The organism is Janthinobacterium fluminis (genome assembly GCF_028595325.1).
GTDB classification, from domain to species: Bacteria; Pseudomonadota; Gammaproteobacteria; order Burkholderiales; family Burkholderiaceae_D; genus Janthinobacterium; species Janthinobacterium fluminis.
This window is the reverse complement of sequence record NZ_JAQQXR010000003.1, coordinates 444,536-469,685: the sequence shown is the minus strand read 5'-3', so window position 1 is coordinate 469,685 and position 25,150 is coordinate 444,536. Positions and strand designations below refer to the sequence as shown.

15 protein-coding genes and 2 tRNA genes are annotated in these 25,150 nt (G+C 68.2%); 10 read left to right on the top strand and 7 right to left on the bottom strand.

From position 1 onward, the window contains the following. Nucleotides 1–21 precede the first annotated feature (21 nt). Nucleotides 22–7,062, bottom strand: coding sequence for a type I polyketide synthase (locus tag OIK44_RS10740; RefSeq protein WP_273670739.1), 7,041 nt, complete (start codon nt 7,060–7,062; stop codon nt 22–24). Between the two features lie 974 nt (nt 7,063–8,036). On the opposite strand from OIK44_RS10740, the gene OIK44_RS10735 reads away from it, so the two are divergent. From OIK44_RS10735 to OIK44_RS10715, 5 genes are read left to right on the top strand one after another with little or no spacing between them, the layout of a single operon-like run. After that, nucleotides 8,037–9,164, top strand: a complete 1,128-nt coding sequence (locus tag OIK44_RS10735) for an ABC transporter permease (RefSeq protein WP_273670738.1) — start codon at nt 8,037–8,039, stop codon at nt 9,162–9,164. Between the two features lie 4 nt (nt 9,165–9,168). After that, the gene (locus tag OIK44_RS10730; protein ID WP_273670737.1) at nt 9,169–9,885 is read left to right on the top strand and encodes an ABC transporter ATP-binding protein; all 717 of its coding nucleotides are present in this window, start codon (nt 9,169–9,171) and stop codon (nt 9,883–9,885) included. Beyond that, nucleotides 9,882–10,832, top strand: a complete 951-nt coding sequence (locus tag OIK44_RS10725; protein WP_273670736.1) for an HlyD family secretion protein — start codon at nt 9,882–9,884, stop codon at nt 10,830–10,832. Before OIK44_RS10730 ends, OIK44_RS10725 begins: the two co-directional genes overlap by 4 nt. Continuing rightward, nucleotides 10,829–12,241 (top strand): efflux transporter outer membrane subunit, encoded by a 1,413-nt coding sequence (locus OIK44_RS10720; protein ID WP_273670734.1) that lies wholly within the window; start codon nt 10,829–10,831, stop codon nt 12,239–12,241. Before OIK44_RS10725 ends, OIK44_RS10720 begins: the two co-directional genes overlap by 4 nt. Next, nucleotides 12,238–12,963 (top strand): 4'-phosphopantetheinyl transferase family protein, encoded by a 726-nt coding sequence (locus OIK44_RS10715; protein WP_273670733.1) that lies wholly within the window; start codon nt 12,238–12,240, stop codon nt 12,961–12,963. Before OIK44_RS10720 ends, OIK44_RS10715 begins: the two co-directional genes overlap by 4 nt. Here OIK44_RS10715 and OIK44_RS10710 read toward each other — a convergent pair. From OIK44_RS10710 to OIK44_RS10690, 5 genes are all read right to left on the bottom strand, one after another. Then, complete coding sequence (locus tag OIK44_RS10710; protein WP_273670732.1) at nt 12,960–14,357, bottom strand: ATP-binding protein; 1,398 nt, start codon at nt 14,355–14,357, stop codon at nt 12,960–12,962. The genes OIK44_RS10715 and OIK44_RS10710 overlap by 4 nt on opposite strands. 11 nt (nt 14,358–14,368) lie before the next feature. After that, nucleotides 14,369–15,016, bottom strand: a complete 648-nt coding sequence (locus OIK44_RS10705) for a response regulator (protein ID WP_273670731.1) — start codon at nt 15,014–15,016, stop codon at nt 14,369–14,371. 75 nt (nt 15,017–15,091) lie between these two features. Further along, nucleotides 15,092–16,255 (bottom strand): DNA polymerase IV, encoded by a 1,164-nt coding sequence (gene dinB, locus OIK44_RS10700; protein ID WP_273670730.1) that lies wholly within the window; start codon nt 16,253–16,255, stop codon nt 15,092–15,094. A 128-nt stretch (nt 16,256–16,383) separates the two neighbouring features. Beyond that, nucleotides 16,384–17,436 carry a ribosome small subunit-dependent GTPase A gene (rsgA, locus tag OIK44_RS10695; protein ID WP_273670729.1) on the bottom strand — a complete coding sequence of 351 codons (1,053 nt, stop codon included), beginning with the start codon at nt 17,434–17,436 and terminating at the stop codon, nt 16,384–16,386. A 329-nt stretch (nt 17,437–17,765) separates the two neighbouring features. Beyond that, nucleotides 17,766–19,055 (bottom strand): MFS transporter, encoded by a 1,290-nt coding sequence (locus OIK44_RS10690; protein ID WP_273670728.1) that lies wholly within the window; start codon nt 19,053–19,055, stop codon nt 17,766–17,768. A gap of 107 nt (nt 19,056–19,162) precedes the next feature. Here OIK44_RS10690 and OIK44_RS10685 point away from each other — a divergent pair, with 107 nt between their 5' ends. The 5 genes from OIK44_RS10685 (at nt 19,163) to OIK44_RS10665 (ending at nt 23,423) form a co-directional block, all read left to right on the top strand. Next, nucleotides 19,163–21,301, top strand: coding sequence for a S9 family peptidase (locus OIK44_RS10685; RefSeq protein WP_273670727.1), 2,139 nt, complete (start codon nt 19,163–19,165; stop codon nt 21,299–21,301). 123 nt (nt 21,302–21,424) lie between these two features. Beyond that, nucleotides 21,425–21,500, top strand: a tRNA-Val gene (locus OIK44_RS10680). 53 nt (nt 21,501–21,553) lie between these two features. After that, nucleotides 21,554–21,630: transfer RNA gene (locus tag OIK44_RS10675), tRNA-Asp, on the top strand. A 90-nt stretch (nt 21,631–21,720) separates the two neighbouring features. Continuing rightward, nucleotides 21,721–22,815, top strand: a complete 1,095-nt coding sequence (locus OIK44_RS10670; protein WP_273670726.1) for a hypothetical protein — start codon at nt 21,721–21,723, stop codon at nt 22,813–22,815. Next, complete coding sequence (locus OIK44_RS10665; protein ID WP_273670725.1) at nt 22,806–23,423, top strand: ABC transporter ATP-binding protein; 618 nt, start codon at nt 22,806–22,808, stop codon at nt 23,421–23,423. The genes OIK44_RS10670 and OIK44_RS10665 overlap by 10 nt, the downstream gene beginning before the upstream one ends. A 99-nt stretch (nt 23,424–23,522) precedes the next feature. Here OIK44_RS10665 and ahpF read toward each other — a convergent pair whose 3' ends face one another. Next, nucleotides 23,523–25,118 carry an alkyl hydroperoxide reductase subunit F gene (gene ahpF / locus OIK44_RS10660; RefSeq protein WP_273670724.1) on the bottom strand — a complete coding sequence of 532 codons (1,596 nt, stop codon included), beginning with the start codon at nt 25,116–25,118 and terminating at the stop codon, nt 23,523–23,525. Nucleotides 25,119–25,150: the final 32 nt, after the last annotated feature.

The window sequence follows — 25,150 nt, the reverse complement described above, 5'->3', positions numbered from 1 at the left end:
CGGTGATGTGTCGTGGCCCGATCAGGCCGTGGTGGCGGTCTCCGGATCGCAAAGCAGTTGCCGCATCTTTTTCGACACGGTGAACACCAGGCCGGACAGCTTGCTGAACACCTTGCCCGCCTCGTCGTGGACGACGACGTCGACCTCCAGGGCGGCGCGGCTGTGCGACACCAGCGTCATCGACAACTGGAAGGGCTGGCCGAAGCCGAGCGCGGCAAACTGTTCCCACTGGCCGATCTGCGACGGCAGGCCGGCCATGTCGCTCTGCAGCATCAACCACAGCAGCGGCGTCTGCAAAAACACGTCGCCGATGTAGGGGTTGAAGGAATTCACCGCAAACTGCCCCTGCGCGGCCGCGTTGCCGGCCGCCAGCACGCCGCTGGCGAGCAGTCCGCGCTGGTCGGCCTGCAGCACCGCGTCGATGCCGCGGAAGGCCGGCCCGTGGAACAGCAGGGCGCCGCCGCGCATATCGCCGTAAATGGCCGGCGTCGCCAGTGCCGCGCCGGCGCGGCGCGCCGGCGCCTGCGGCGGCGGCTGCTCCGCTCCGGCCAGGCTCATCGTCACGCGGGCCTGGTAGCGCTGCAGCGTTTTGCCATTGCTCTCGTTGAAGATCGACACGTCCAGCGTGTGCCGCTCGCCGCCGCGCTCGCTGCCGGGCACGGCGCGCGCCTCGGCGACGAAGTGGCGCTGTTCGGCGGCGTCGAACACCACCCCCTTGAGGACACGGAAGTCGGCCACCTTTTCCATGCGGTAGCCGGGCAACAGGTCTTCGCACAACTGCACCATCCAGCCCAGCGCCGCCGTTGCCGGCAGCACCGCATTGGCGCCCACGACGTGGTCTTGCAGGAAGCGGTTGTGCTCGGGCGCCAACTGGCGCTCGGCGCGGCTGACGGCCGGCAGCGTCTTGATCTTGCGCGCCACCTTGTAACTGCCGCCGCCGACGATCAACTGCACCTCGCCGTCGCGGCCGAAGGCGTTGACGAAGCAGGCCGTGCCGACGGCCGTCGGGATGATCTCCAACTTGCGCTCGGCGTAGGCGCGCTTGAGCACGTCGTTGACCATGCCGGTGTCCCACGGTCCCCAGTTAATGCTGCGCACGAAGCGGTCCGGGTAGAGCGACTGGAACAGATGGGCGAACTTGTTCAGCACCTCGTTGGCCATCGCGTAATCGGTCTGGCCGGCGTTGCCGAAGAAGCCCGACACCGACGAGAACAGCACCATGTGGCGCAGGCGCTCCAGCCGCAGCGCCGCCAGCAGGTTTTCCAGCCCCCTGACCTTGGTGTCGAAGACGGCGTTGAAGTCGGCCGAGGTTTTCTTTTCGATGCGCTTGTCGGCCAGGTTGCCGGCGCCGTGGATCAGGCCGGAAACGGGGCCCAGGCGCTGCTCGACCTCGGCGACGACGCGGGCCACGTCGGCGCCGTCGGTGATGTCGCAAGCCAGGTACAGCGCCTGGCCGCCCGCCTGCTCGATCTGCGCGACGGTCTGTTTCACCTCGCTCATCTGCAGCACTTGCTTGAGCATGCGCTCCACCTTGACCGGGGTCGGCTGTTCGCCCTGGGCCTGCAGGTGGCGGATGGCGCGCGTCTTCAGCACGCCGAGCTCGCCGCCGCCCTCGGCCCAGGCCGGCAACTCGGCGTCGATCGGCGTGCGCCCCAGCAGCGCAAAGCGGGCCGGATAGCGCTTGGCCAGCGCGATCACGCATTCGGCCGTGATGCCGCGGCCGCCGCCGGTGACGAGGAACACGCTGCGCGCGTCTATCGTCGGGTCCAGCTGCGGCGCGGCGTCGGCGGCCTGGCGGAAGCCGATGCCGATGCGTTCGCCGTGCGCGCCGCGGCCCACCTCGGCCAGGTCGGTGCGGGCGTCGCCCAATTCTTCGAGCAGCATCTCGGCGGCGTGCGCCTTGGCGCAGCTCGGCTCAATGTCGACGTTGCGGCAGAACACGCCCGGCCACTCGATGTTCAGGGACTTCGTCAAACCGCTCATGCCCGAGGCCACCACCGGGAAGGGCTGGCGCTGCGCCGTGCCCAGCTCGCCGTCCATCTGGCTGACGGTGAAGAAGTAGTGGCGCCCGCCCTCGCTGTCGGCAAAGCCCGGCTGCAGCAGCTTGGCCATGGTGAACACGGCCCACGCCGTGTCGTACTCGGCGGCGCTGAAGGCGCAGTCCAGCGTCTTCACGTTGCTGCGCGTCGGGCTCAGATGGATGAAGCCGCCGACCGCGCCGCGCGTCGCCGTGACGTTCGCCAGCAGCGCCTGCAGGGCCGCCTCGTCGACGCGCTCCAGCAGGTGGTCGCTGACGCCGGGGATGGCTTTGCGGGCGGGGCGGCCCGGCCCCGGTTGCCAGCTCAACACCAGGCGCGCCACCGCCTGGCCTTGCGCCAACAGTAATTTGGCCAACTCCTCGCTCAAACCCATGCCGTCGTCCGTCAGCAACCATATCTGTCCTGGCGGCAGTTGCAAGGCCGTCCGGTCCGGCTTGGGCAAATTGAATTTCTGTGCCTGATACCGATGAATGGTCTCAGACGTTGTCTCTGCATCACTGACAAGTACACGCTGAACCGGGGCAGATGCAGTCTCCCGTGGTTCAGCTGAAAGCTTTTTTGATTCGAACTCCTCCTCGCTGCCTTCCAGTTTTCGGGTAGTCGCGACGAAGCCCAGTTTGCGCAGCGGTGCGGCATCGGCATGCGGGGTTTCGACGATCGCCACGGCGGCGGCGGCGTTGTCGGCGACGGCAACAGGCGCGGCGGCCGGCGCTTCGGCGGCCGGCGCGGCGCCGCCGTTTTTCAGCTTGGCCAGCAACTCGGCGATGGTTTCCTCGAAGAAGATCGCCATTTTCAGAATGCTGCTGAAGGCGTCGATGTCGAAGGTTTCCATTTCCTTGTGCTCTTCGGCGTTCTGGAATTGCGGCACGGACGTGGCCAGCGCGTCGAACATGGCGCCGAGGATTTCCAGGCGCTTGATCGAGTCGATGCCCAGATCCGATTCCAGGTCCATGTTTTCATTGATCATATCGGCCGGATAGCCGGTGCGGTCGCTGACGATGGCGATCAGTTGGCGTACCAGCTCGGCCTGGGTGATCGCCTCGAAACGGGCGACCGTGGCGCGGTCTTCGGCGCTGAGGACGGGTGCGGCAGGCGCTGCGGCATGCACCACGGGAGCGGCGGCCGGGGCCGGCGCGGCGACCGGCGCCGGGGCGGCGACGGGCGCCGGGGCGGCGACGGGCAGGTCTTGCAATGTAGGCTTGGGCGCCTGCACGGCGGCCACCGGCGCGGCGGCGACGGGGGCCGGGGCGACAGGGGCAGCAGCGACAGGAGCCGCGGCGACGACGGGAGCCGGGGCAGGCTGGGCCACGACGGCGGCCGGCTGCGGCACGCTCAGCGTAGGGCTGACCTGCGGCAACTCGACGGCCAGCGCTTGCTGACGCGGCGCGATCTGCACCGGCACGCGCTGGGCCACGCCGGCATTGACGCGGCTGCCGCGCAGGGCGCTGCCGCCCAGCATGATCTGCTGGTTGTCGAAATAATGCTCGTGGTTGATGTGGTACATCTCCTGGTTTTTATCCAGCAGTTGCAGGCTTTGGCTCAAGCTGCCCACGACCTCCTTCAGTTGATTGCTGTCATGGAATTTCTCCAGCAAGGAGTGCTGTTTGCTGACCAGCGTGTTGAGGAACTGAATATAGTCTTTCTGATTCAGTTGGAACTGTTGATGCACCTGACTCAGCACATTCTGTGCATGAATCTGGGCATCTAAAATGCTCAGCACTTCATTTTCCGGGCTAACGTTTTGCATCATTCCCTCTCCAGTTAAAGCATGGTCTGGGCCTACCCCATCCATGCTGGTTTCGGTTTCAAGCAAGCTTTGCACTACTACCTCACCTTGCGGCTGGGCGACGGTCGCTGCGACCGGCGCGGCCGCGACGGCCACCTCGACTAGCTGTACCTCTGCGGCCGCCACTGCGGCGACCCTGGCCACGTCCACCGCCGGCGCCGCTTCGACGACCTTGGCCACGACCTTGGCCACGTCCGCCGCCGGCGCCGCTTCGGCGGCCCTGGCCACTGCCACGGCGACCGCCGGCTTGGCGGGCACCGCCACTTCCTCCGCGGCGGCGGCGGCGGGCGGCAGCGCCGCCCGGCGCGCGCCGACGAACGCATCGACAATTGCCGTGTCATTGCGCAGCGCGTGTGCGCGCTTCTGTTTTGCCTTGGCGGACAGGAAGAACCCCCCCCGCATGGTGTAGGTCAAGGACTTCTTCTTCAGCGCGGCCGGCGGCAGCGGCGCCAGTTGCGGATCGAGGCTGTTCAGCTCGGCCCCCTCCACCACCAGCTTGGCGATGGCGCGCTTGAATTGCCGCGCCTCTTCGCCGTTGGCGCTCGGATTGAGCGACACCACCGTGTGCGGCTGGCCTTTCAAAATGTCGGCCACCAGCTTGCCCAGAATCCCCTTCGGTCCGATTTCGACGAAGACGCGGCCGCCCTGCTCGTAGATGCGCTGTATCGTTTGCGTGAAACGCACCGGGCTGACCAGTTGCGTGACGAGGGCCTCGGCGAGCGCCGCCGGGTCGGCGCCGTGGCGCTCGCCGGTGGCCGACGAGAACACCGCGCCGGCCGGCGCCGCGAACGCGATCCCGGCCAGGCTGCGCCGGAACGGCGCGCAGGCATGCCCCACCAGGGGCGTGTGGAAGGCGGCCGCCACCGGCAGCAACTGGCTGCGCACCTGGCGCGCGGCCAGCGAGGCTTGCACGGCGCGCACCGAGGCCGTCGGTCCGCCGAACACCAATTGCTCCGGCGAGTTGTAGTTGGCGACGACGACGTCGGGGAATGCGGCCAGCACCTCCTTGGCCCGCTCCGGCGTCAGCGAGGCCGCCACCATCGCGCCCGGCTCGGCGCCGCCGCCCGGCGTTTCGATGGCCGCGCCGCGCGCCAGCGAGACGCGGTAAAAGTCGGCGTCGCTGAGGGCGCCGGCGGCCCACAGGGCCGTCACCTCGCCATAGCTGTGGCCGGCCAGGAAGTCGGCGCGCAAGCCCATGCCGCGCAAAATCTGGTAGTAGCCGGCGCTGAGCGCGCCGATGGCGGGCTGGGCCCGGCTGCTGCGGGTCAGCTCGCCCATCTGGCGCTCGGCCGCCTCCTCCGAAAACACCGGGATCGGGTAGATGCTGGCCGACAACGGCGCCACGCCGGCCGCGGCGGCCGCCGCATCCATGGCCTCGATCGCCTGGCGCATCTGCGGATAGTCGTTGGTGATGTCGCGGCCCATGTTGACGTACTGCGCGCCCTGGCCGGGGAACAGCGCGACGACGGCGCCGTCCAGCGCCGCGCCGCGGGGCTTGTAGTAGATGCCCAGCGGATGCTCCCAGCCCGTGTCGGACTGGAGCGCCAATTGCTTGACGGCCTCGCTCAGCAAGTCCACGGCCTGCCCGGCGCCGTCGGCGACGAAGGCCAGGCGCGCGGCGCCGACCGGCACCTTGGCCGCGTCGGCCTGCTGCTGGTGCATGCGGAAGTGGGTCGCGCCCTCGGCCGAGCCGAAAGACGCCAGGCGCTCCTGGCACTGCGCCAGCAATTGCGCCGGCGTCGACGCCTGCAGCAACACCACTTCGGGGCGGCGGTTGAGGCGGAAATTGCCGGCCGCCTCGGGCCGGTGCTCTTCGAGGATGGCGTGGTAGTTGGTGCCGCCGAAACCGAAGGCGCTCAAGGCGGCGCGGCGCGGCGCGCCGCCGGCCGGACGGAACCACGGGCGGCTTTCGACGTTGACATAGAAGGGCCCGCCTTCGACCACCAGGTCGGTGCTGGGCTTTTTCACGTTGATGGTCGGCGGCAGCACCTTGTGGTACAGGCCCAGCGCCACCTTCATCATCGAGGCCGCGCCGGCGGCGCAGCGGGTGTGGCCGATCTGCGACTTGACGCTGCCGATGGCCACCGAACCGGGCGCCAGATTGCAGGCTTCGTAGACGGCGCGCAGGCTCTTGATCTCGGTCTTGTCGCCGGACGCCGTGCCGGTGCCGTGCGCCTCGACCAGCTGGATGTCGGCCGGCGTCACCTGGGCGCGCGCATAGGCGCGGTTCATCGCCTTCACCTGGCCCTCCAGGCGCGGCGCGAAAATGCTCTTGGCGCGGCCGTCGCTGGACGCCTGCAGCGACTTGATCACGGCGTAGATGCGGTCGCCGTCGCGCTCGGCGTCGGCGAGGCGCTTGAGCACCAGGAAGCCGACGCCGTCGCCCAGCATCATGCCGTCGGACGCGTCGTCGAAGGGGCGCGACACATTGCTCTTCGACAGGGCCGGGGTCTTGCTGAAGCAGAGGAAGGAAAACACCGAGTTTTCCAGGTTCACGCCGCCCGTCAGCACGACGTCGCAACTGCCGTCGGCCAGCTCGCCCATGGCCGCCTTGATGGCCGCCAGGCTGCTGGCGCAGGCCGCGTCGACCATGTAGGAGGTGCCGCCAAGGTCGAAATAACTGGCGATGCGGCCGCAGGCGACGTTGCCGAGGAAGCCGGGGAAGCTATCCTCGGTCCAGTCCAGGTACAGGCCGTTGGCGCGCTCGATCACCTCGTCGGCGACGGCGGCCGACAGGCCGGCGTTGAGCATGATTTTTTTCAGGTAGGGCGCCTGCTGGCGCGAGCCGAGCGAGAACGAGGTGTTGCCGTTGCCGGCGCCGCCGAGGATGACGCCGACGCGGTCGCGGTCCACCGGCAGCGCGTTCTCGCCCGTCAAACGGGCGTCGAGCATGGCCTGCTTGGCCACGTGCAAGGCGAAGATCTGCGCCGTGCTGATCGATTCGAGCATCAGCGGCGGCAGCTTGAATTCGACCGGGTCGAATTCGATCGGCGGCACGAAGCCGGCCTTGTAACCGTAGGTTTTGTCGACGGCGCTCGGGTCGGGGTCGTAGAAGTCCGCCTTGCGCCAGTATTCGCCGCTGTCCATGGAGTCGACGTCGACGATCGAGTCCTTTTTGTTGACCACGTTGGTCCAGAAATCGTACAGCGTCGCGGCGTCCGGAAAGTGGCTCGCCATGCCGACGATGGCGATATCCGCCCCCCGCGTTTCTGCGTCGTTCAAATGCGCTTTATACATAATCCATTCCTCTTTTCACATCGACAGATCGTTTTCTGCAAGGCTGCCCCATTACCGTTTTCGGGTAAGAGTCGGGCGCGCCGGCATTTTCACAAACTGTTCGCCGGGATAGAAACGAACAGTCACATAATCGAGTAAAACCGGTATTTCATAATGCGTAAAACCGAATAACAAAACCTTGTCTTTTTTTAAATTACAGCGGTAAAAATCGCATGTCAAGAGCGCCGCAATTGAATATATATATTTCAATATCGTGACATTTCGCCGCGCCGGGCGGCGGCACGGCCGCCGCGCCCGGTCCGCGGGCGAAATTGATGTGCAAATACAACAAACAAGCGCCTGAAAATCCGCCGCAAGCACACAAAAACCTTTTAAATCAATGTGTTCAAAATATTTTGCAACGCACAAACATGTAGTAGGAAAATGCCGACACGGCGGGCGCGGCGGCGCCCGCGCCACGTCCATCGTCGTCGTTCACGGCATTGAATGGGAATCGTTTGCAATTAGCAACAATAGTTCCGATTCAAGCAAGCAAAAAATTTTCAAGCGTCCTGAAATGAAACCATGGCGGCCGTCCGGGAATACATCCGGGCCGCAGTTTATGCGGCTAGCGAGGCGCCATAAACATGAATACGAGGGCAGCTGTGGCCCTTGCAGCAGAACCACAGCGAAAACAGTGTGGCGATTATTTTTTCCGATAACAATCCGCGCGCCCCAGGGCCGAAGATAATTGGATAGAGAATGTCTTTTTTTTAAGTTACAGCGCGATAAATTGCTTGTCAAGTGGAAATTTTATCTTAAAGTCAATTTTGCAAAAAAACACCATTCTGCCTCCGCACTCAGGAAAAACTCAGCATTGGCGGGCACACTACGCGGCATTCAATTCTGGAGCACGCCATGCCACGTCCTGTTTGCTCGCCCCCGCCGTCGCCGCCCCGGCGGCCCCCCGCCGTTGGCGCGGGCCGGCGCTGAGCATGGTATCGATAGCCCGTTCCGCGCTGATCTACGAATGGCGCCGCTTCCTGCCCGCGGCGCTGGCCGTCGCCTTCGCCGGCCTGCTCGTGCAGGTGCAATTGAGCCTGCTGCTGGGCATGTTCAGCTCGATCTCCGTCTACATCGACCGCTCCAGCGCCGACCTGTGGGTCGGCTATCCGGACACGCAAAGCGTCGACCTGGCCCGGCCGATTCCCGGCAAGGTGGCCAACAGCCTGCGCATGCATCCCGACGTGGCGGCCGTCGAGCGCTTCACCTGGACCGTCGGCGACTGGAAGCGGCCGCAAGGCGGAAAATTAAGCGCCGTATTGATCGGGATCAATCCCGATGCCGATGCCCTGACCTTTGCCAATCTTCTTACGCCACAATTACGGCAATTGCTGACACAGCCCGGCAATGTGCTGGTGGACGTGGCCGACCTCAGCAAGCTGGGCGTGGCCGTCGGCGACTATACGGAAGTGGTCGGCAAGCGCGTGCGCGTGGCCGGCACCGTCAACGGCATGCGCTCGATGGGCGGGGCGAACGTGCTGACCTCGCTGAGCACGGCGCGGCGCATGGACGCGAACCTGCGCCACGACACCACCGACTATTTCCTGGTGCGCCTCAAGCATCCGGAGCGGGCCGAGGCGGTGCGCGACGCGCTGCAGCCGAACGGCACGCTGAAACAGTTCCAGGTTTGGACGGCCGAGGAATTGTCGATACAGTCGCAAGCCTACTGGCTGTTCGAGTCGGGCGCCGGGGCCGGCTTCCTGTTCTCCTCGGCGCTGGGCCTGTTGGTGGGCATCGTCATCACCAGCCAGACGCTGATGGGCGCCATCGTCGCCGCCCTGCGCGAATATGCGACGCTGCGCGCGCTGGGCGTGTCGACGGCTTCGCTGCGCGCCGTCGTGCTCGAGCAGTCGTTCTGGGTCGGCCTGGCCGGCCAGCTGATCACGCTGCTCGTCGGCGCCGTGCTGGTGATGCTGGCCCGCGCCGCCCACGTGTCGCTGGAACTGCCCCTGTGGGGCGGCATCGCCACCGGCATCCTGGTGCTCAGCATCGCCCTGCTGTCCGGCCTGGGCGCCCTGCGCGCGCTGAACCAGGCAGAACCCTTCACCCTGTTGCGCTAAGCCTATGACCACGCCCCCCGCCATTGTCGGCAAGCAGCTGAGCCGTTCCTTCACGACGGGCAAGACCGAGCAAACCGTGCTGCATGCCGTGTCGCTGTCGGTGCTGCCCGGCGAACTGACCCTGATCATCGGCCCGTCCGGCTCCGGCAAGAGCACGCTGCTGTCGGTGCTGTCGGGCCTGTTGACGCCCGACTCCGGCACGGTGCACGCCCTCGGCATCGAACTCAACCGCCTGTCGCGCACGGAACTCGACCAGTTCCGCCTGGAAAACTGCGGTTTCGTCTTCCAGGGCTTCAATCTGTTCGCCTCGCTGACGGCGCTGGAAAACGTGCTGCTGGCACTGAAGTACGGCCCCAAGGTGGACCCGGCCACGGCCACGGCGCGCGCCCGCGAGGCGCTCGACGAGGTCGGCCTGGGCGCCCGCATGCACCTGCGCCCGACCGAGCTGTCAGGCGGCGAAAAGCAGCGCGTCGCCATCGCCCGCGCCCTCGTCAAACGGCCGCGCCTGCTGTTCGCCGACGAGCCGACCAGCGCGCTCGACAGCCAGAACGGCCAGATCGTCATCGACATCCTGCACCACGCGGCACAAACCCAGGGCACCACGGTGCTGGGCGTGTCGCACGACCACCGCCTGATCAAACACGCCGACCGCGTCGTCACGCTGGAAGACGGCCGGGTGGTCATGGATCAACGCGCCCGCCACCTTATGGAGACTACATGACTGTGTTTCACCCCACCCTGACGGCGCCGTCCCGGCGCGCCCGGCCACCCGGCCTGCTGGCGGTCTGCGGCCTGTCGCTGGCCTGCCTGCTGCTCGGCGGCTGCGACGAGACGCCGGTCAACGCGGCGCCGGCGGCGTCGCCGTGGGCCGCGATCGCCAAGGGCAGCATCAGCATCGAGGGCGGCGTCATCAACATCGCCGCCACCCGCCCCGGCATCATCCGCCAGGTGCTGGCCGAGGAGGGCGCCGAGGTCAAGGGCGGCACGATTCTGGCGCGCATCGACGACGGCGAGGCGAAACTGGCGCTGCGCGTGCGCGAGCAAGAGTACAACGAGGCCAGGCCGGCCCTCGCGCTGCTGCAGCTGCGCCACGGCATCGCCCAGCGCGAACTGAAGCGCCTGGCCGGCCTGGCCGGCGACGACGTCGTCTCCGACCAGGAGCGCGACCAGGCGCGCGACCAGGTCGGCATCGCCGCGGCCGAGGTGGCGCGCCAGCAGGCCGCGCTGGCCACCAGCGGCGCCCACGTGGCCGCCGCCAAGTTCGAAGTGGAGCAGCACCTGGTGCGCGCGCCGCTGGACGGGCGCATCGTGCGGCGCCAGGCCCGCCCCGGCGACGGCGCCTCGACGCTGAACGTGACGCCGCTGTTCCTGTTCGCCCCGCACGGTCCGCGCATCGTCCGCGCCGACCTGGAGGAGCGCTTCGTCGGCGCCGTGAAGGCGGGCCAGGCGGCCGAGGTGGCCCTGGAGGCCGACGAGAGCAAGGTCTACAAGGCGCGCGTGCTGCGCCTCGGCCAGGTGTTCGGCAACCGCCCGGAAAGCGACGACCCCAACGAGAAACAGGATGTGCGGGTGATCGAATGCGTGCTGCAGATCGACGCGCCGGAATTGCGCATCGGCCAGCGCGTCATCGTCCGCATCGCCCGCCAGAACGGGGCGGCGGCGCCATGAAGCGCCCGCTTGCCATCCTGATCTGCGCCGCGCTGGGCGCCTGCGCCCACGACACCGCGCCGCCGCGCGCGGCGCCGGCCGTGCCGGCGCACTTCAGCAGCGCCGTCGGCGGCGCCGCGCCCGGCGCCGACGCCTGGGCGGCGCTGGGCGACGCCGGCCTGACGGCATGGATAGAGCGGGTCTGGGCCGGCAACACCGACATCGCCGCCGGCCTGGCGCGGCTCGACGCCGCCGCCGCCGACTTGCGCGCGGCCACGGCCGAGCAATCGCCGCGCGTCGCGCTGGAAACATCGGTGGAGCGGCGCAAGCTGTCCAAATTCGACCAGGGCGAGAGCGACGCCGACACGCGCAACCCGGCCACCCGCTACGCCGGCCAGCTGACGCTCGGCTACGAGCTGGACCTGCGCGGGCGGGTGCGCGCGGCCGTGCGCGCCGGCCAGGCCGAGCGGGCCGCCAGCGGCCACGACCTGACGGCGCTGCGCCTGAGCCTGGCGCGCCAGACGGCCGAGCTGTGGTTGGCGCGCGCCGAGCTGCACGCCGCCGCCGGGCTGGCCGAGGACAGCGCGCGCCTGCGCCGGCAGTGGCGCCAGGGCGAGCAGGCGCGCCTCGGCGCCGGCCTGAGCAACGCCAACCCGCTGCGCCAGCAAGACAGCGAAAGCGTCGGCGCCGACCTGCTGGTCCAGCGCCAGCGCGACGCCGCGCAGCGCATCGAACGGGGCCTGTGCCTGCTGGCCGCCAGCATGCCGGCCGATTGCGCCCTGCCGCCGGCGCAGCCGTTGCGGCAGCTGCGCCTGCCGGCCGTGGGCAACGCCGTGCCGGCGCAACTGCTGCAGCGCCGCCCCGACCTGGCCGCGGCCCAGGCCCGCTACGACGCCGCGCGCGCGCGCATCGACGAGGCCGACGCGGCGCGCTGGCCGGCGCTGACGCTGGGCGGCGCGGTGGGCATCAACGCCGGCGGCCTGGGCGCGCTGCGCAAGAGCGGCGCGAGCAGCTGGTCGCTGATGCCGCAGCTGGAGCTGCCGCTGTTCGACGGCGGGCGCCGCCAGGCCGACCTGGCGCGCGCCAAATCGGCGGCGGCGGAACAGTATGCGCAGTGGCACGGCAGCATCGCCCGCGCCGTCCACGAAGTCGAGGACAGCAGCGCCGCCGTGCTGCACAGCCAGGTCAATTACGCGGCGCGCCAGCGCCAGCACGCCATCGCCGAGGCCCAGCTCGACAGTGTGCGGCGCGCGCGCCGCGCCGGCATGGTGCACGGCAGCGCCGAGTGGAGCGCGCATCTGGCGCAGTTGCAGGCCGAACAGGACAGCGTGGCGGCGCGGCACGAGCAATTGCTGGCCGCCGTCAACCTGATCGCCGCCCTCGGCGGCGGCTGGGACGGCGCCGCCGAGGCGGCGCCGCGCCGGCCATGATGCCGCAGCACCACGAGGACGGCGACGACACCGACGCCATGCTGGCGCGGCTGGCGCCGCCGCCCCAGGCGCTGGCGATGGTGGCGCGGCCGTTCACGGTCAGCGCCGCGGCGCTGCGCGAGCTGGCGCAGCCGGACGCGCCGGCGCCGCCGGCGCTGGCCGGCGCCGTGCTGAAGCGCCAGGTGGAATTCGCCGCCGGGCGCTGGTGCGCCGCGCGCGCCCTGCGCCGCAGCGGCTACCGCGGCCCGCCGGCCATCGGCGTGGGCGCGCAGCGGGCGCCCTGCTGGCCGGCCGGCTACCTCGGTTCGATCAGCCACAGCAAGGGCTGGGCCGTCGCCATCACGGCCGCCAGCGACACCCTCAGCGGCGTCGGCATCGACCTCGAACATTGCATGGACGACCGCACCGCGCGCTCGGTCGGCGCGCACATCGGCAACGCCGCCGAGATGGCCGTCGGCGCGGCCGCCGGCCTGGCGTTCGAGACTTGGACGACGCTGCTGTTCTCCGCCAAGGAAAGCCTGTTCAAGGCCCTGTATCCGTCCGTCGGGCGGTATTTCCATTTCCCCGACGCGGCCGCCGAATCGCTGGACCGGGAGGGCCGCGTACTGCACCTGCGGCTGACGACGACGCTGACGCCGCGGCACCACGCCGGCGCCCGCTACGCCATCGACTTCGCGCTGGGCCGCCAGCGGCTGGTCACGCGCTGCCTGGTGGCCGCTTAAACGGCGCCGCCCTGCAGCGCGTGCGGCAGGCGGATCTCGACGCCGAGGCCGCGCCCGGACATGCCGTCGCTGAACAGCAGCGTGCCGCCGTGCAGCTCGACGACTTTTTTCACGATGGCCAGGCCAAGGCCGCTGCCGGTGGCCGTGGCGTCGGGCAGGCGGACGAAGCGCTTCAGCACATCCTCTCGCCACGCGGGGGCGATGCCCGGCCCGTCGTCGCACACGGAGATGCGGGCGAAATGGCGGCCCTCGACGACTTCGACGCTGATCGCGGCGCCCGGCGGGCAGTGGCGGATGGCGTTGTCGACCAGATTGTCGAGCAGGCTGTCGAGCGCCGCCGGGTCGCCGCGGTAGGGCGCGGCGGCGGCCGTGCCGTCGTAGGCCAGCTCGATGCCGCGCGCCACCGCGTGCGGCGCGTGGCGGGCCACGGCGGCGCGCGCCAGGCGGGCCAGGTCGAGCGCCTGCGGCGGCGTCTTGGTCGACTCCGCGTCCAGCCGCGACAACAGCAGCAGCTTGCTGACCAGGCCGGCGTGGCGCGCGATACTCTCGTGCAGCAGCGCGGCGATGCCGGCCCGCTCGGGCGCCGATTCGGCCTGCTGCAGCAGATGCACCTGGGCGCCGAGGGCCGCCAGCGGCGTGCGCAGCTCGTGGGCGGCGTCGGCGAACAGGCGCTGCTCGCTCTCGCGGTGGACGGCCAGGCGCGCCAGCAAATCATTGACGGAATTGAACAGCGGCTTCAGCTCGCGGTAGGCGACGTCGTTGCAGGCCAGCGGCTGGTCCGAATACGGGTCGCGTTCGCTGATGGCGCCGGCCAGCCGGCGCAGCGGCGTCAGCGCCCGGCCGAAACCGAGCTGCAGCAGCACGATGAAGATCGGCATCGCCGCCACCAGCGGCAACAGGAAAAATACCAGGATTTCCGCCACGGCCCGCTGCACGAAGCTGCGCGCCACGCACAGCTGCACATACACATTGCCGTCCTCGCTGGCCGTGGCCAGGCTGCGCCAGCCCCGGTCGTTGACGGGCGCCGCGCCCGGCAGCTGGATGGCCAGCATCGGCCAGCCGGGCGACTGCCCCAGCACCTGGCCGGCGCGGTTGCTGATGCGGTAGGTGATTTCCCGCTCGCGCAGCGCCGACTCGCTGTACGAGCGGCTGAACTGGAGGATTTGCCGCTCGATCAGGCGGGCCCGCGCCGGCTCGGGAAAATCGACGCTGTACATGTCGGCGATGGTGTCGCCCAGGCCGCGCAGGTCGCGGTCGAAATAGCCGGAGCCGACCTGCGTCACCTCGATGTAAAACCAGGCCAGCAGCAGCGACCAGACCAGCATGATCGACGCCAGGCTGACCCACATCAGGCGGCGGTACAGCGAGCGCCTGGCCACGGCGGGCATGCTCATCGGCGCCGCCCTCAGGGTTTCGGCAGCAGATAGCCGACGCCGCGTATCGTGCGCACCCAGTCGGCACCGAGCTTGCGGCGCAGGTTCGACACGTGCACCTCCAGCGCGTTGTCCGACTCGCAGCACAGGTGCTCGACCAGGGATTCGCGGCCGATCACCTTGCCGCCCTTGCGCACCAGCTCGAACAACAGCGCGAACTCCGACGGCGACAGCGAGACGGCCACGCCGTCCAGCGTGACGGTGCGGGTTTCCGTGTCGATCGCCAGCGGGCCGATTTGCCACAGCGCCGACAGGAAGCCGCTGCTGCGCCGCGTCACCACCTGCAGCCGCGCCAGCAATTCGGGGATGGCGAAAGGCTTGACGAGGTAATCGTCGGCGCCGTCGCGCAGGCCGGCCAGCCGGCTTTCCAGGGCGTCGCGGGCCGTCAGCACGATGATCGGCATGGTGCTGCCGCGCGCGCGCAATTCGCGCAGCAGGTCGAAGCCGTCGCCGTCCGGCAGGCTCAGGTCGAGCAGCAGCACGTCCTGCGCCTCGTTGTCGAGGAAGGCGCGGGCCTCCTTCAGGCGCCGCACCCAGACGGCGCGCAGGCCGGCCTGGCGCAAGGCCTGGCCGAGCGCGTCGCCGAGCGCGAGGTCGTCTTCCACCAACAGTACATTCATGGGCTGCTCTCCGGTCTGCGGGAGCCGGCGGCGAGGCGCCGCCGGCCGCGTGAAATATAGCACGGCGCGGCGCCCTCAGGCGCCCTCGCCCCACAATAACAGTTCGCCCTGTCCGCGCGGCGCGCCGGCCGCCTCGGGCAGCCGCGGCGACAGCGCGCTGGCGCGCACGCCCAACAGGCGCAGGCGCCGTTCCAGCGGCACGCGCTTCAGGCATTCGCGCGCCGCGCGCAGGATCGCCGCGGCGTCGTCGGTCGGCTCGGCCAGCGTCAGATTGCGCGTGACGATCTGGAAATCGTCGAAGCGCAGCTTGACGCCGATGCCGCGGCTGGCGTAGCCCTTGCGGCGCACGTCGGCGGCCAGTTGCGCGCACAGCTCCATCAGGATCGCCGACAGCGCGGCGCGGTCGCCGCGGGCGTGCAGGTCGCGCTCGAAGGTGGTTTCGCGGCTGATCGACTGCGGCTCCGAGCTGGTCGCGATGGCGCGCGCGTCGACGCCGTGCGCGGCGTCCTTGAGCCAGAGCGCGTAGGTGCGGCCGAAATGCTCCTGCAGCAGCACCGGGTCGGCGCCGGCCAGCTCGCCTATCGTGTGGATCTCCAGCGCGGCCAGCTTGGCCGTCGCCTTCGGCCCGATGCCATTGATTTTCCTGACCGGCAGCGGCCAGATGCGCTCCGCCAGCCCGTCCATGCCGAGGATGGTCAAGCCGTCCGGCTTGTCGAGGTCCGAGCAGATTTTCGACAGCAGCTTGTTGGGCGTCACGCCGATCGAGCAGCTCAGGCCCGTGGCGTCCTTGACGGCCTGCTTGATCCGCGTCGCCAGCGCGCGCGTCTCGCCCGGCTCGTCCGTCAAGTCGATGTAGATCTCGTCGATGCCGCGGTCCTCGATGGTCGCGGCGACGCCGGCGACGGCGGCCTTGAACAGGCGCGAGCAATGCCGGTAGGCGTCGAAATTGACGGGCAACAGGATCGCCTCCGGCGCCAGCCGCGCCGCCTTCATCAAGCCCATGCCGGAACCGGCGCCCAGCGCCCGCGCCTCGTAGGTGGCGGTGGTGATGACGCCGCGGCCGACGTAGTCGCGCAGGCGGGCGAAACGGCGGCTGCCGTCGGCCGCGCTGACGGGCTGGTGGGCGCCGCCGCCGATCACCAGCGGCAGGCCGCGCAACTCCGGGTAGCGCAGCAGCTCGACGGAAGCGTAGAACGCGTCCATGTCCAGATGGGCGATACGGCGCTCGGGTGCATGCATAGGGCGGCTGAAAATACTGTAAATACATACAGTATTACCCGAAAAACAAATTGGCGCAACCGGGGACAGACCACAATTTTCGAGAAATTATTTCTCGAAAATCGTGGTCTGTCCCCAGCTTTGCCGCTTTACTTGTGCCGGTCGCGCGCCTTCACCGCCTTCATCAGCACCTTCCACTTCGAGCGCGCCGCGATGCGCTCAAGCGGCGTCTGTTCGGCGCGCCTGTGCTCGCGCAGCAGTTTGTTGTAGTTGAACAGGCGGTCGGCGTCGACGCCGCCGCGCACCGCGCAACCCGGCTCGGCCTCGTGGCGGCAGTCGCGGAACTGGCACTGCCGCGCCAGCGCGTCGATGTCGTCGAACGAGGCCGCCAGCGCGTCGGCGTCGGCGTCCGGCCGCCACGCGCGCAGGCCCGGCGTGTCGATGATGCAGGCGCCGCCCGCGCACTGGTGCAGCGAGCGCGCCGTCGTCGTGTGGCGGCCGCGGCCGTCGCCGCGGCGCACGCCGCCGGTCGCCTGGGCGCTGGCCGTGAGCGTGTTCGTCAGCGTCGACTTGCCGACGCCCGAAGTGCCCAGCAGTATCAGCGTCTGCCCCGCTGCCAGCCACGGCGCCAGCGACGCCGCCACGGCCTCGTCCAGAGCGTTGACGGCGAAGGCCGGCACGCGCGGCGGCAGGCGCTGCCGCAGTTGTTCCATGCGGGCCGCGACGTCGTCGCCGATGTCGGCCTTGGTCAGCACGGCGACGGCGGCCACCCCGGCCGCCTCGACGAGGGCGATATAGCGTTCCATGCGGCGCAGCTTGAAGTCGCGGTCCAGCCCCATGACCAGCAGCGCCGTGTCGACGTTGCTGGCCAGCGACTGGCGGCGGCCGTCGTCGCTGCGGCGGCTCAGGTGGCTGCTCGGCTCCAGCCGTTCGCTGAGCCAGTATTCGTCGTGGGCGTGGGCCTCGGCGAGCACCCAGTCGCCGACCGCCAGGCTGACGTCGCGCTCCTGCAGCGCCTGCATGAGTTTGGGGTGGATGCGGGCCTCGAAGGCGGCGGCGCCGTCGTGCACGGCGATCCATTCGCGGTGCACGGCGGTGACGCGCGCCAGCGTAGCCTCGGTGTCGTTAAAGGTGGCGAGTTGGCTGGCGATGGCGTGCGTCAGGCCGATTTGTTTCAGCGATTCGAAATCGAAGTTGATCATGGTGCTTGTGTGTTTCCGGATTCGTAACGCTCGCGGCGCGCGCGAGCACATCCCGCGCGCCAGGCGCGCAGGCAAGAGAAAACGGCGGTCGGCGCACGATCAGGCGCGCATCAACACACGAAGCTGGGTACAGCGGTGCAGCGGGGGGATTCGAGCGTGATCAGGCAGCCGACAGGAGGACAAGCTCATTGGTGCGCATGGTGTAATCTCCTGTGGATGTGAAAGGGAGCCCGAGCGTAGCACCGCGCCGCGGCGCCGTCAAGCGGCCGCGCATTTTCCTTGCGGCTAGAAAAAACCGCCATGTCTAGACCTGACCCCATTGTTGCAGTTCAAGCCGGTTCGACGGCCAGGTCGGGCTGGGCGCGCTTGACTGCGCAGACGACGAGCATGCCGCCCAGCAGCAGGCTGGCGGCCAGCAGGTACATGCCCGTCGCCGTGCTGTGGGTGGCGTCTTTGATGGCGCCCACCAGGTAGGGGCTGGCGAAGCCGGCCAGGTTGCCGATCGAGTTGATCATGGCGATGCCGGCCGCCGCCGCCGTGCCCGTCAGCAGCGCCGTCGGCAGGCTCCAGAACAGCGGCAGCGTCGACAGGATGCCGGCCGTGCCGACGCTCAGCGCCACCATCGCGATGACGGTGTCGTCGGCGTAGATGGTCGAGACGATCAGCCCGGCGCAGCCGGCCACGGCGGACCAGGCCGTGTGCCAGCGCCGCTCGCCCGTGCGGTCCGAGTGGCGCGCCACCAGCACCATCGTCAGCGCCGCCACCGTGTAGGGGATCGCCGTCAGCAGCCCGACGTCGAGGACGTCTTTGACGCCGGTGCTTTTGATCAGTTGCGGCAGCCAGAAGCTGACGCCGTATAAGCCCATGACGAAGCAGAAGTAGACCAGCGCCAGCAGCCACACGCGGGCGCTGCTGAATACCTGGCCCAGTTTCATGGCCGGCTTGCCGCGCGCCTCGGCGGCGATGCCGCGCTCCAGCACGCTCTTTTCCTCTTCCGTCAGCCAGGCGGCGGCGCGGATGCCGTCGTCGAGGTAGTACAGGGTCCAGACGCCGACCAGCACGGAGGGCAAGCCTTCCAGCAGGAACAGCCATTGCCATCCGGCCAGGCCGGCCCGGCCGGCGAAGGCTTGCATGATCCAGCCCGACAGCGGCCCGCCGACGATGCCGGCCACCGCCACGGCGCTCATGAACAGGGCGACGATGCGGGCGCGCCGCTGCGCCGGATACCAGTAGGTCAGGTATAGGATGATGCCGGGGAAGAAGCCCGCCTCGGCCACGCCCAGCAGGAAGCGCAGCAGGTAGAAGGTGGCGGCATTGTCGACGAACAGCATTGCCGAGGAAATCAGGCCCCAGGTGACCATGATGCGGGCGATCCAGATGCGCGCCCCCGTCTTCGTCAGCAGCAGGTTCGACGGCACCTCGAAGAGGAAGTAGCCGATGAAGAAGATGCCGGCGCCCAAGCCGTAGACGGTGTCGCTGAAGTGCAGGTCGGCCTGCATTTGCAGTTTGGCGAAGCCGACGTTGACGCGGTCCAGGTAGGCGACCACGTAGCAGAGGAAGAGGAAGGGCACGAGGCGCCGGCTGACCTTCGCGTAAATCGCATTTTCACCGCTGCCCATGATTTTCCCCCCGTGTGCGTTGTCGATTCCAGTGTACATCCGAAACAGCTTCGTTTTTCAGGATGCGCGCCATACAATATTGATACAAAATTATTTAAGGAGTACACGTGCCTTCGTTAAAAATTTCTACCAGCACCATCTCGGCCCTCGCCATGGCCATCGCGGCCGCCGGCCCGGCCGCCGCGGCCGGCCTGAACCCGGCGCCGCCCGTCGCCGCCAAGACGGCCTGGCAGGAAACCCGCCACGGCGAAGTCGTCACCGACGACTACCGCTGGTTGCATAAAAAAGATAAACCGGAAGTCATCGACTACCTGAACGCGGAAAACGCCTATACCGAGGCGATGACGGCCGACATCAAGCCGCTGGCCGACAAGCTGTACGCGGAAATCAAGGGCCGCATGCAGGACGTCGACCTGTCCGTGCCGACCCGCCGCGGCGCCTACTATTACTACACCCGCACCGAGGCGGGCCAGCAGTACCCGATCAACTGCCGCCGCCGCGCCGGCGCCGACCTGGCCTACGACGATAAGGCCGCCGAGGAAATCCTGCTGGACCAGAACAAGCTGGCCCAGGGGCTCAAATTCTTCTCCATCGGCGGCTTCTCCGTCAGCCCGAACGACCGCCTGCTCGCCTACACGACCGACACGACCGGCTTCCGCCAGTACCAATTGCATGTGCTCGACCTGCAGACGGGCAAGCTGCTGAGCGACACGCTGCCGCGCGTGACCTCGCTGGCCTGGGCCGCCGACAACCGGACCGTCTTCCTGGTCCAGGAAGACGCGACGACCAAGCGCTCGGACCGCCTGCTGCGCCTGACGCTGGGCGGCAAGCCCGTCCCCGTCTACCACGAGGCCGTCGAACAGTTCGCTCTACAGGTAGGCAGTTCGCGCGACAAAAAGTTCATTGAATTGAACATCGGCAGCACCGACACCAGCGAAGTGCGGCTGCTGCCGGCCGAACGGCCGACGGCCGCCTTCCGCAGCGTGCTCAAACGCGAGACGGGCCATCGCTACCTCGTCGAGCACCGCGACGGCACGCTCTACATCGTCAGCAACAAGCACGCCAAGAACTTCCGCCTGGTCAGCGCGCCGCTCAAGGCGCCGCAGGAAAAGAACTGGGTCGAGCTGGTTCCGCACGACAAGAACGTGCTGCTGCACGGCATCGACGTGTTCCGCGACTACCTCGTCGTCAACGAAAAATCCAGCGCGCTGAACCGTTCGCGCATCTACGACTTCGCCAAGAAGAGCTGGAAAACCGTGCAGTTCGACGACCCCGTCTACCTGGCCCGCGCCGCCGGCACGCCGGACTACGCGGCGACCCGCTACCGCCTGTCCTACCAGTCGCCGGTGACGCCGCCGATGGTGATGGACGTCGACATGGCCAGCGGCGCGCGCACCGTGCTCAAGCAGCAGGAAGTGGTCGGCGGCTACGACGCCAGCCGCTATGAGAGCCGGCGCCTGTGGATCACCGCGCGCGACGGCGTCAAGGTGCCGCTGTGGACCGTCTACAAGAAGGGCGTCAAGCTGGACGGCTCGGCGCCGCTGCTGCTGTACTCCTACGGCTCCTACGGCATCTCGACCGAGGCGACCTTCGCGCTCAACCGCATCAGCCTGCTGGAGCGGGGCGTCGTCTACGTCCAGGCGCACATCCGCGGCGGCACCGACCTGGGCGAGGCCTGGCATGACGACGGCATGTTGATGAAGAAGAAAAACACCTTCAACGACTTCATCGACAGCGCCGACTACCTGGTCAAGGAAAAATGGACCAGCCCGGAGCGCCTGATCATCGAGGGCGGCAGCGCCGGCGGCCTGCTGATGGGCGCCGTCGTCAACATGCGCCCCGAGCTGTTCCGCGCCGTGCACGCGGCCGTGCCCTTCGTCGACGTGATGAACACGATGATGGACGCGACGCTGCCGCTGACGACCGGCGAATATCTGGAATGGGGCAACCCGAACCAGAAGGCGGCCTACGACTACATGCGCAGCTACTCGCCATATGACAACATCGAGCGCAAAGCCTACCCGGCGATGCTGGTCACCACCGGCCTGAACGACAGCCAGGTGATGTACTGGGAACCGGCCAAGTATGTCGCCAAGCTGCGCGCCTTCAAGACGGACAGCCAGCCGCTGCTGCTGAAAACGAATATGGGCGCCGGCCACGGCGGCGCGTCCGGGCGCTACAACGCCATCGGCGAAAAAGCCTTCCAGATGGCGTGGATGCTGTCGCAGTGGGGCATTAAGGAGTAAACCGTTTGGGCTTTTGCAGATAATTTGAAAAAAGCCCTTGCGGGGGCCGCGGGCCGCGTCCTATAATACGGCCTCTTCAGACGTGGTGACAAACGTCGGATGGTTTTCTGAGGTAAGCGACATGGGTGCTTAGCTCAGTTGGTAGAGCGGCGCCCTTACAAGGCGTAGGTCGGGAGTTCGAGCCTCTCAGCACCCACCAGTTCAGAAAATCGTTCATGCTTTATGGATCGAAGTACAGATCATAGTAAGCTTGGAGTGGTAGTTCAGTTGGTTAGAATACCGGCCTGTCACGTCGGGGGTCGCGGGTTCGAGTCCCGTCCACTCCGCCAGCATTTATAAGGGCCCGATTCGTCGGGCCCTTATTCCATTGGTACGTCCGTTTTCAACCGCACCTCCAGCGCCGGATCTGTTCGACGACAATGCCGCCCTCCCACCCGTATATCGCTTTCCGCCTGCGCCTGGCGCGCCACGGCCTGGCCCAGTGCGCCGCCAGCCTGCGCAGCACCCTCGAAATCGTCCTGCCGCTGGCCGGCATCGGCCTGTTCGGGCTGCTGGCCATGATCGCCCTGCCCGGCCTGTACGCGGCCACGCTGGCCTGGCCGGCGGCCTGCGCCGTCGTGCTGGCCCAAGCCCTGCTGACGGCGGCGCCGGCCTGGCTGCTGCGCAAGCGCCTGCTGCCGCCCGACGTCGCCGCGTGGCTGCCGGCGCTGCCGCTGCCGGCCGCGCTGCGCTGGCGCGCCGACGCCGCCGTCGCCGCCCTGCTGACGGCGCCGCTGGCGCTGGCCTATGCCGTTTCCCTGTCCATCTGGCTCTACCAATGGCCGGCCTGGCTGCGCCCGGTGGCGCCGCAAGGCATCGCCGCGACGCTGCTGTCGCTGCTGCTGAGCTGGATCTGCGCCGGCGCGGTCCTGGCGCGGCGCGCCCGCCCGGCCGCGCCGGCCCGACAGCGCCGGCGGGCCGCCCAGGCCGGCATCTACACGGCGCGGCCGCAACGCCCGCGCATCCTGTTCCTGTGGCACCGCCTGTACTGGCTGCCGTTCTGGCGCGGCGACAGCGCCGTCGGCATCCAGCAAAGCCTGCTGTGGCTGGGCGCGGCGGCCAGCGCGCTGCTATGGCTGTGGCGGCCGGCCGCCGTGCCGGCGCCCGTGTTCGGCCTGGCCACCACCGTGCTGCTGCTGATGCTGACCGACCGCGGCGACCAGGCCGTGCGCGCGCACATCGCCCTGCTGCGCACCGCCACCGCCGCCTGGCCGGTGGCGGCGCGCCGCGTCGCATGCTGCGCCCGCCTGTTCAGCCTGTTGCCGGCGCTGTCCGTGCAAGCCCTGTTCGGCGCCGTCCTGCGCGGCCTGCCCGGCGGCTACAGCCACAAAGTCGCCGCCATCTACCTGGGCGCGGGTGGCATGGCCCACCTCGCCATCGTCGGCCTGCCCGGCCTGAACCCGCGCGCGCGCGTCGCGCTGGTGGCCGTCTCCATCCTGGTATTAAGCGCAATTGGAAGCGAACTATGGAATTGAAACCGGTATTGCAGATCGACGGCCTGGACTTCCAGTTCGCAACGCGCGCCCTGTTCACGCAATTCGCGCTGCAACTGGAGGCCGGCATCACCTGGCTGCGCGGCGCCAATGGCGCCGGCAAAACCACCCTGCTGAAACTGGCGGGGGGCGCGCTGGCGCCGCTGGCCGGCAGCATCCGCCTGGACGGCGTCGACAGCGCGGCGGCGGCGCTGGCCTACCGCCTGCAAAGCTTCTACTGCGGCGGCGACCTGCCGCAACTGCCGTGGCTGACGGTGCGCGAAGTGCTCGACCTGCACGCGGCCCTGTACCCGGCGCTCGACAAGGCCCTGCTGAACCGGCAGCTCGACGCCATGTTGCTCATGCCGGCGCTGGCGCAAGGCATCACCACGCTATCGCTGGGGCAGCACAAGAAATTGCAACTGGCGCTGGGCCTGGCGCTGCCGGTGCGCCTGCTGCTGATCGACGAACCGTTCAACGGCCTCGATGCGGCGGCGCTGGCCCACCTGCGCGGCGAACTGGCGCAGCCGCAGCGGCTGGCGCGCCAATGCATCCTGCTGACCAGCCACATCGACCCCGGCGTGCCGCTGGCGCGCACGGTCCAGCTATAAAGCTGGGGACAGACCACATAAAACAGCTGGGGACAGACCACGATTTCCGAGAAATACTTTCTCGGAAATCGTGGTCTGTCCCCAGCTTTACCGGCTGTTTTACGCCGTCAGCGCGAGGTTTTCCGCCGGCTCTGCGACAAGCTCCTCGTCGTCCGAGCGGATCAGGTGGTCGAAGGCGCTCAGCGCGGCCTTCGCGCCCTCGCCGACGGCGATGACGATTTGTTTGTACGGCACCGTCGTCACGTCGCCGGCCGCGAACACGCCGGGGATCGAGGTCTGGCCGCGGGCGTCCACTTCAATCTCGCCGTGGCGCGACAGGGCCAGCGTGCCCTTCAGCCATTCGCTGTTCGGCACCAGGCCGATCTGCACAAACACGCCTTCCAGTTCGACTTGCTTGAGCGCGTCCGTGTTCCGCTCCTTGTAGCTCAGGCCGCTGACCTTCTTGCCGTCGCCGTGGATCTCCGTCGTTTGCGCCGAGGTGATGACGGTGACGTTGCGCAGGCTGTGCAATTTGCGCTGCAGCACCGCGTCGGCGCGCAGTTCGGCGCCGAATTCGATCAAGGTCACGTGGCTGACCAGACCGGCCAGGTCGATCGCCGCCTCGACGCCGGAGTTGCCGCCGCCGATGACCGCCACGCGCTTGCCCTTGAACAGGGGGCCGTCGCAGTGCGGGCAATAGGCCACGCCGTGGTTGCGGTATTCCTTCTCGCCCGGCACGTTGATTTCGCGCCAGCGCGCGCCCGTCGCCAGCACCACCGACTTCGCCTTCAGCACGGCGCCGCCGGCCGTGGTGATTTCGATCAGCTTGCCCGGCACCAGCTTGGCGGCGCGCTGCATATTCATGATGTCGACTTCATACGACTTGACGTGCTGTTCCAGCGCGGCGGCGAAATGCGGGCCGTCGGTTTCCTTGACGGAGACGAAGTTCTCGATCGCCAGGGTGTCGAGCACCTGGCCGCCGAAGCGCTCGGCCAGCACGCCGGTGCGGATGCCCTTGCGCGCCGCGTAGATGGCCGCCGCCGCGCCGGCCGGGCCGCCGCCGACGATGAGCACGTCGAAGACGTCTTTCTTGCTCAGTTGCTCGGCCTGGCGGGCGCCGGCATTGCTGTCCAGCTTGGCGAGTATCTCTTCGACGCCGGAGCGGCCCTGGCCGAACACGGCGCCGTTCAGGTAGATCGTCGGCACGGCCATGATCTGGCGCTCCTCGACCTCGGCCGGGAAGACGCCGCCGTCGATGGTCACGCTGCGGATGCGCGGATTGATGATCGACATCACATTCAGCGCCTGCACCACTTCCGGGCAGTTCTGGCAGCTCAGGGAAATATAGGTTTCAAACGCGTAGTCGCCGTCCAGATTGCGGATCTGTTCGATCACCGCCTCATCCAGCTTGACCGGGTGGCCGCCCACTTGCAGCAGCGCCAGCACCAGCGACGTGAATTCATGGCCCATCGGGATGCCGGCGAAACGCACGCCCACATCGGATCCGGCACGGTTGATGCTAAACGAGGGTTTGCGCTCGGCGTCGCCGCCGCTTTCCACCAGCGTGATGCGCTCGCTCAACAGTTCGATTTCCTGGAGCAGTTCGCGCAATTCCACCGACTTGGCGCTGTCATCGAGAGACGCGACGATCTCAATCGGCTGCACGACCTTGTCCAAATAGGCTTTCAACTGGGTTTTGAGAGTAGCGTCTAACATGATTTTTTCCTTATTTTTACAGAAGAGCGGAT

What these genes read in the sequence shown, in the direction of transcription:
- OIK44_RS10740 (WP_273670739.1), bottom strand. Translation starts at nt 7,062, where the DNA reads ATGTATAAAGCGCATTTGAACGACGCAGAAACGCGGGGGGCGGATATC.
- OIK44_RS10735 (WP_273670738.1), top strand. Translation starts at nt 8,037, where the DNA reads ATGGTATCGATAGCCCGTTCCGCGCTGATCTACGAATGGCGCCGCTTC.
- OIK44_RS10730 (WP_273670737.1), top strand. Translation starts at nt 9,169, where the DNA reads ATGACCACGCCCCCCGCCATTGTCGGCAAGCAGCTGAGCCGTTCCTTC.
- OIK44_RS10725 (WP_273670736.1), top strand. Translation starts at nt 9,882, where the DNA reads ATGACTGTGTTTCACCCCACCCTGACGGCGCCGTCCCGGCGCGCCCGG.
- OIK44_RS10720 (WP_273670734.1), top strand. Translation starts at nt 10,829, where the DNA reads ATGAAGCGCCCGCTTGCCATCCTGATCTGCGCCGCGCTGGGCGCCTGC.
- OIK44_RS10715 (WP_273670733.1), top strand. Translation starts at nt 12,238, where the DNA reads ATGATGCCGCAGCACCACGAGGACGGCGACGACACCGACGCCATGCTG.
- OIK44_RS10710 (WP_273670732.1), bottom strand. Translation starts at nt 14,357, where the DNA reads ATGAGCATGCCCGCCGTGGCCAGGCGCTCGCTGTACCGCCGCCTGATG.
- OIK44_RS10705 (WP_273670731.1), bottom strand. Translation starts at nt 15,016, where the DNA reads ATGAATGTACTGTTGGTGGAAGACGACCTCGCGCTCGGCGACGCGCTC.
- dinB (WP_273670730.1), bottom strand. Translation starts at nt 16,255, where the DNA reads ATGCATGCACCCGAGCGCCGTATCGCCCATCTGGACATGGACGCGTTC.
- rsgA (WP_273670729.1), bottom strand. Translation starts at nt 17,436, where the DNA reads ATGATCAACTTCGATTTCGAATCGCTGAAACAAATCGGCCTGACGCAC.
- OIK44_RS10690 (WP_273670728.1), bottom strand. Translation starts at nt 19,055, where the DNA reads ATGGGCAGCGGTGAAAATGCGATTTACGCGAAGGTCAGCCGGCGCCTC.
- OIK44_RS10670 (WP_273670726.1), top strand. Translation starts at nt 21,721, where the DNA reads ATGCCGCCCTCCCACCCGTATATCGCTTTCCGCCTGCGCCTGGCGCGC.
- OIK44_RS10665 (WP_273670725.1), top strand. Translation starts at nt 22,806, where the DNA reads ATGGAATTGAAACCGGTATTGCAGATCGACGGCCTGGACTTCCAGTTC.
- ahpF (WP_273670724.1), bottom strand. Translation starts at nt 25,118, where the DNA reads ATGTTAGACGCTACTCTCAAAACCCAGTTGAAAGCCTATTTGGACAAG.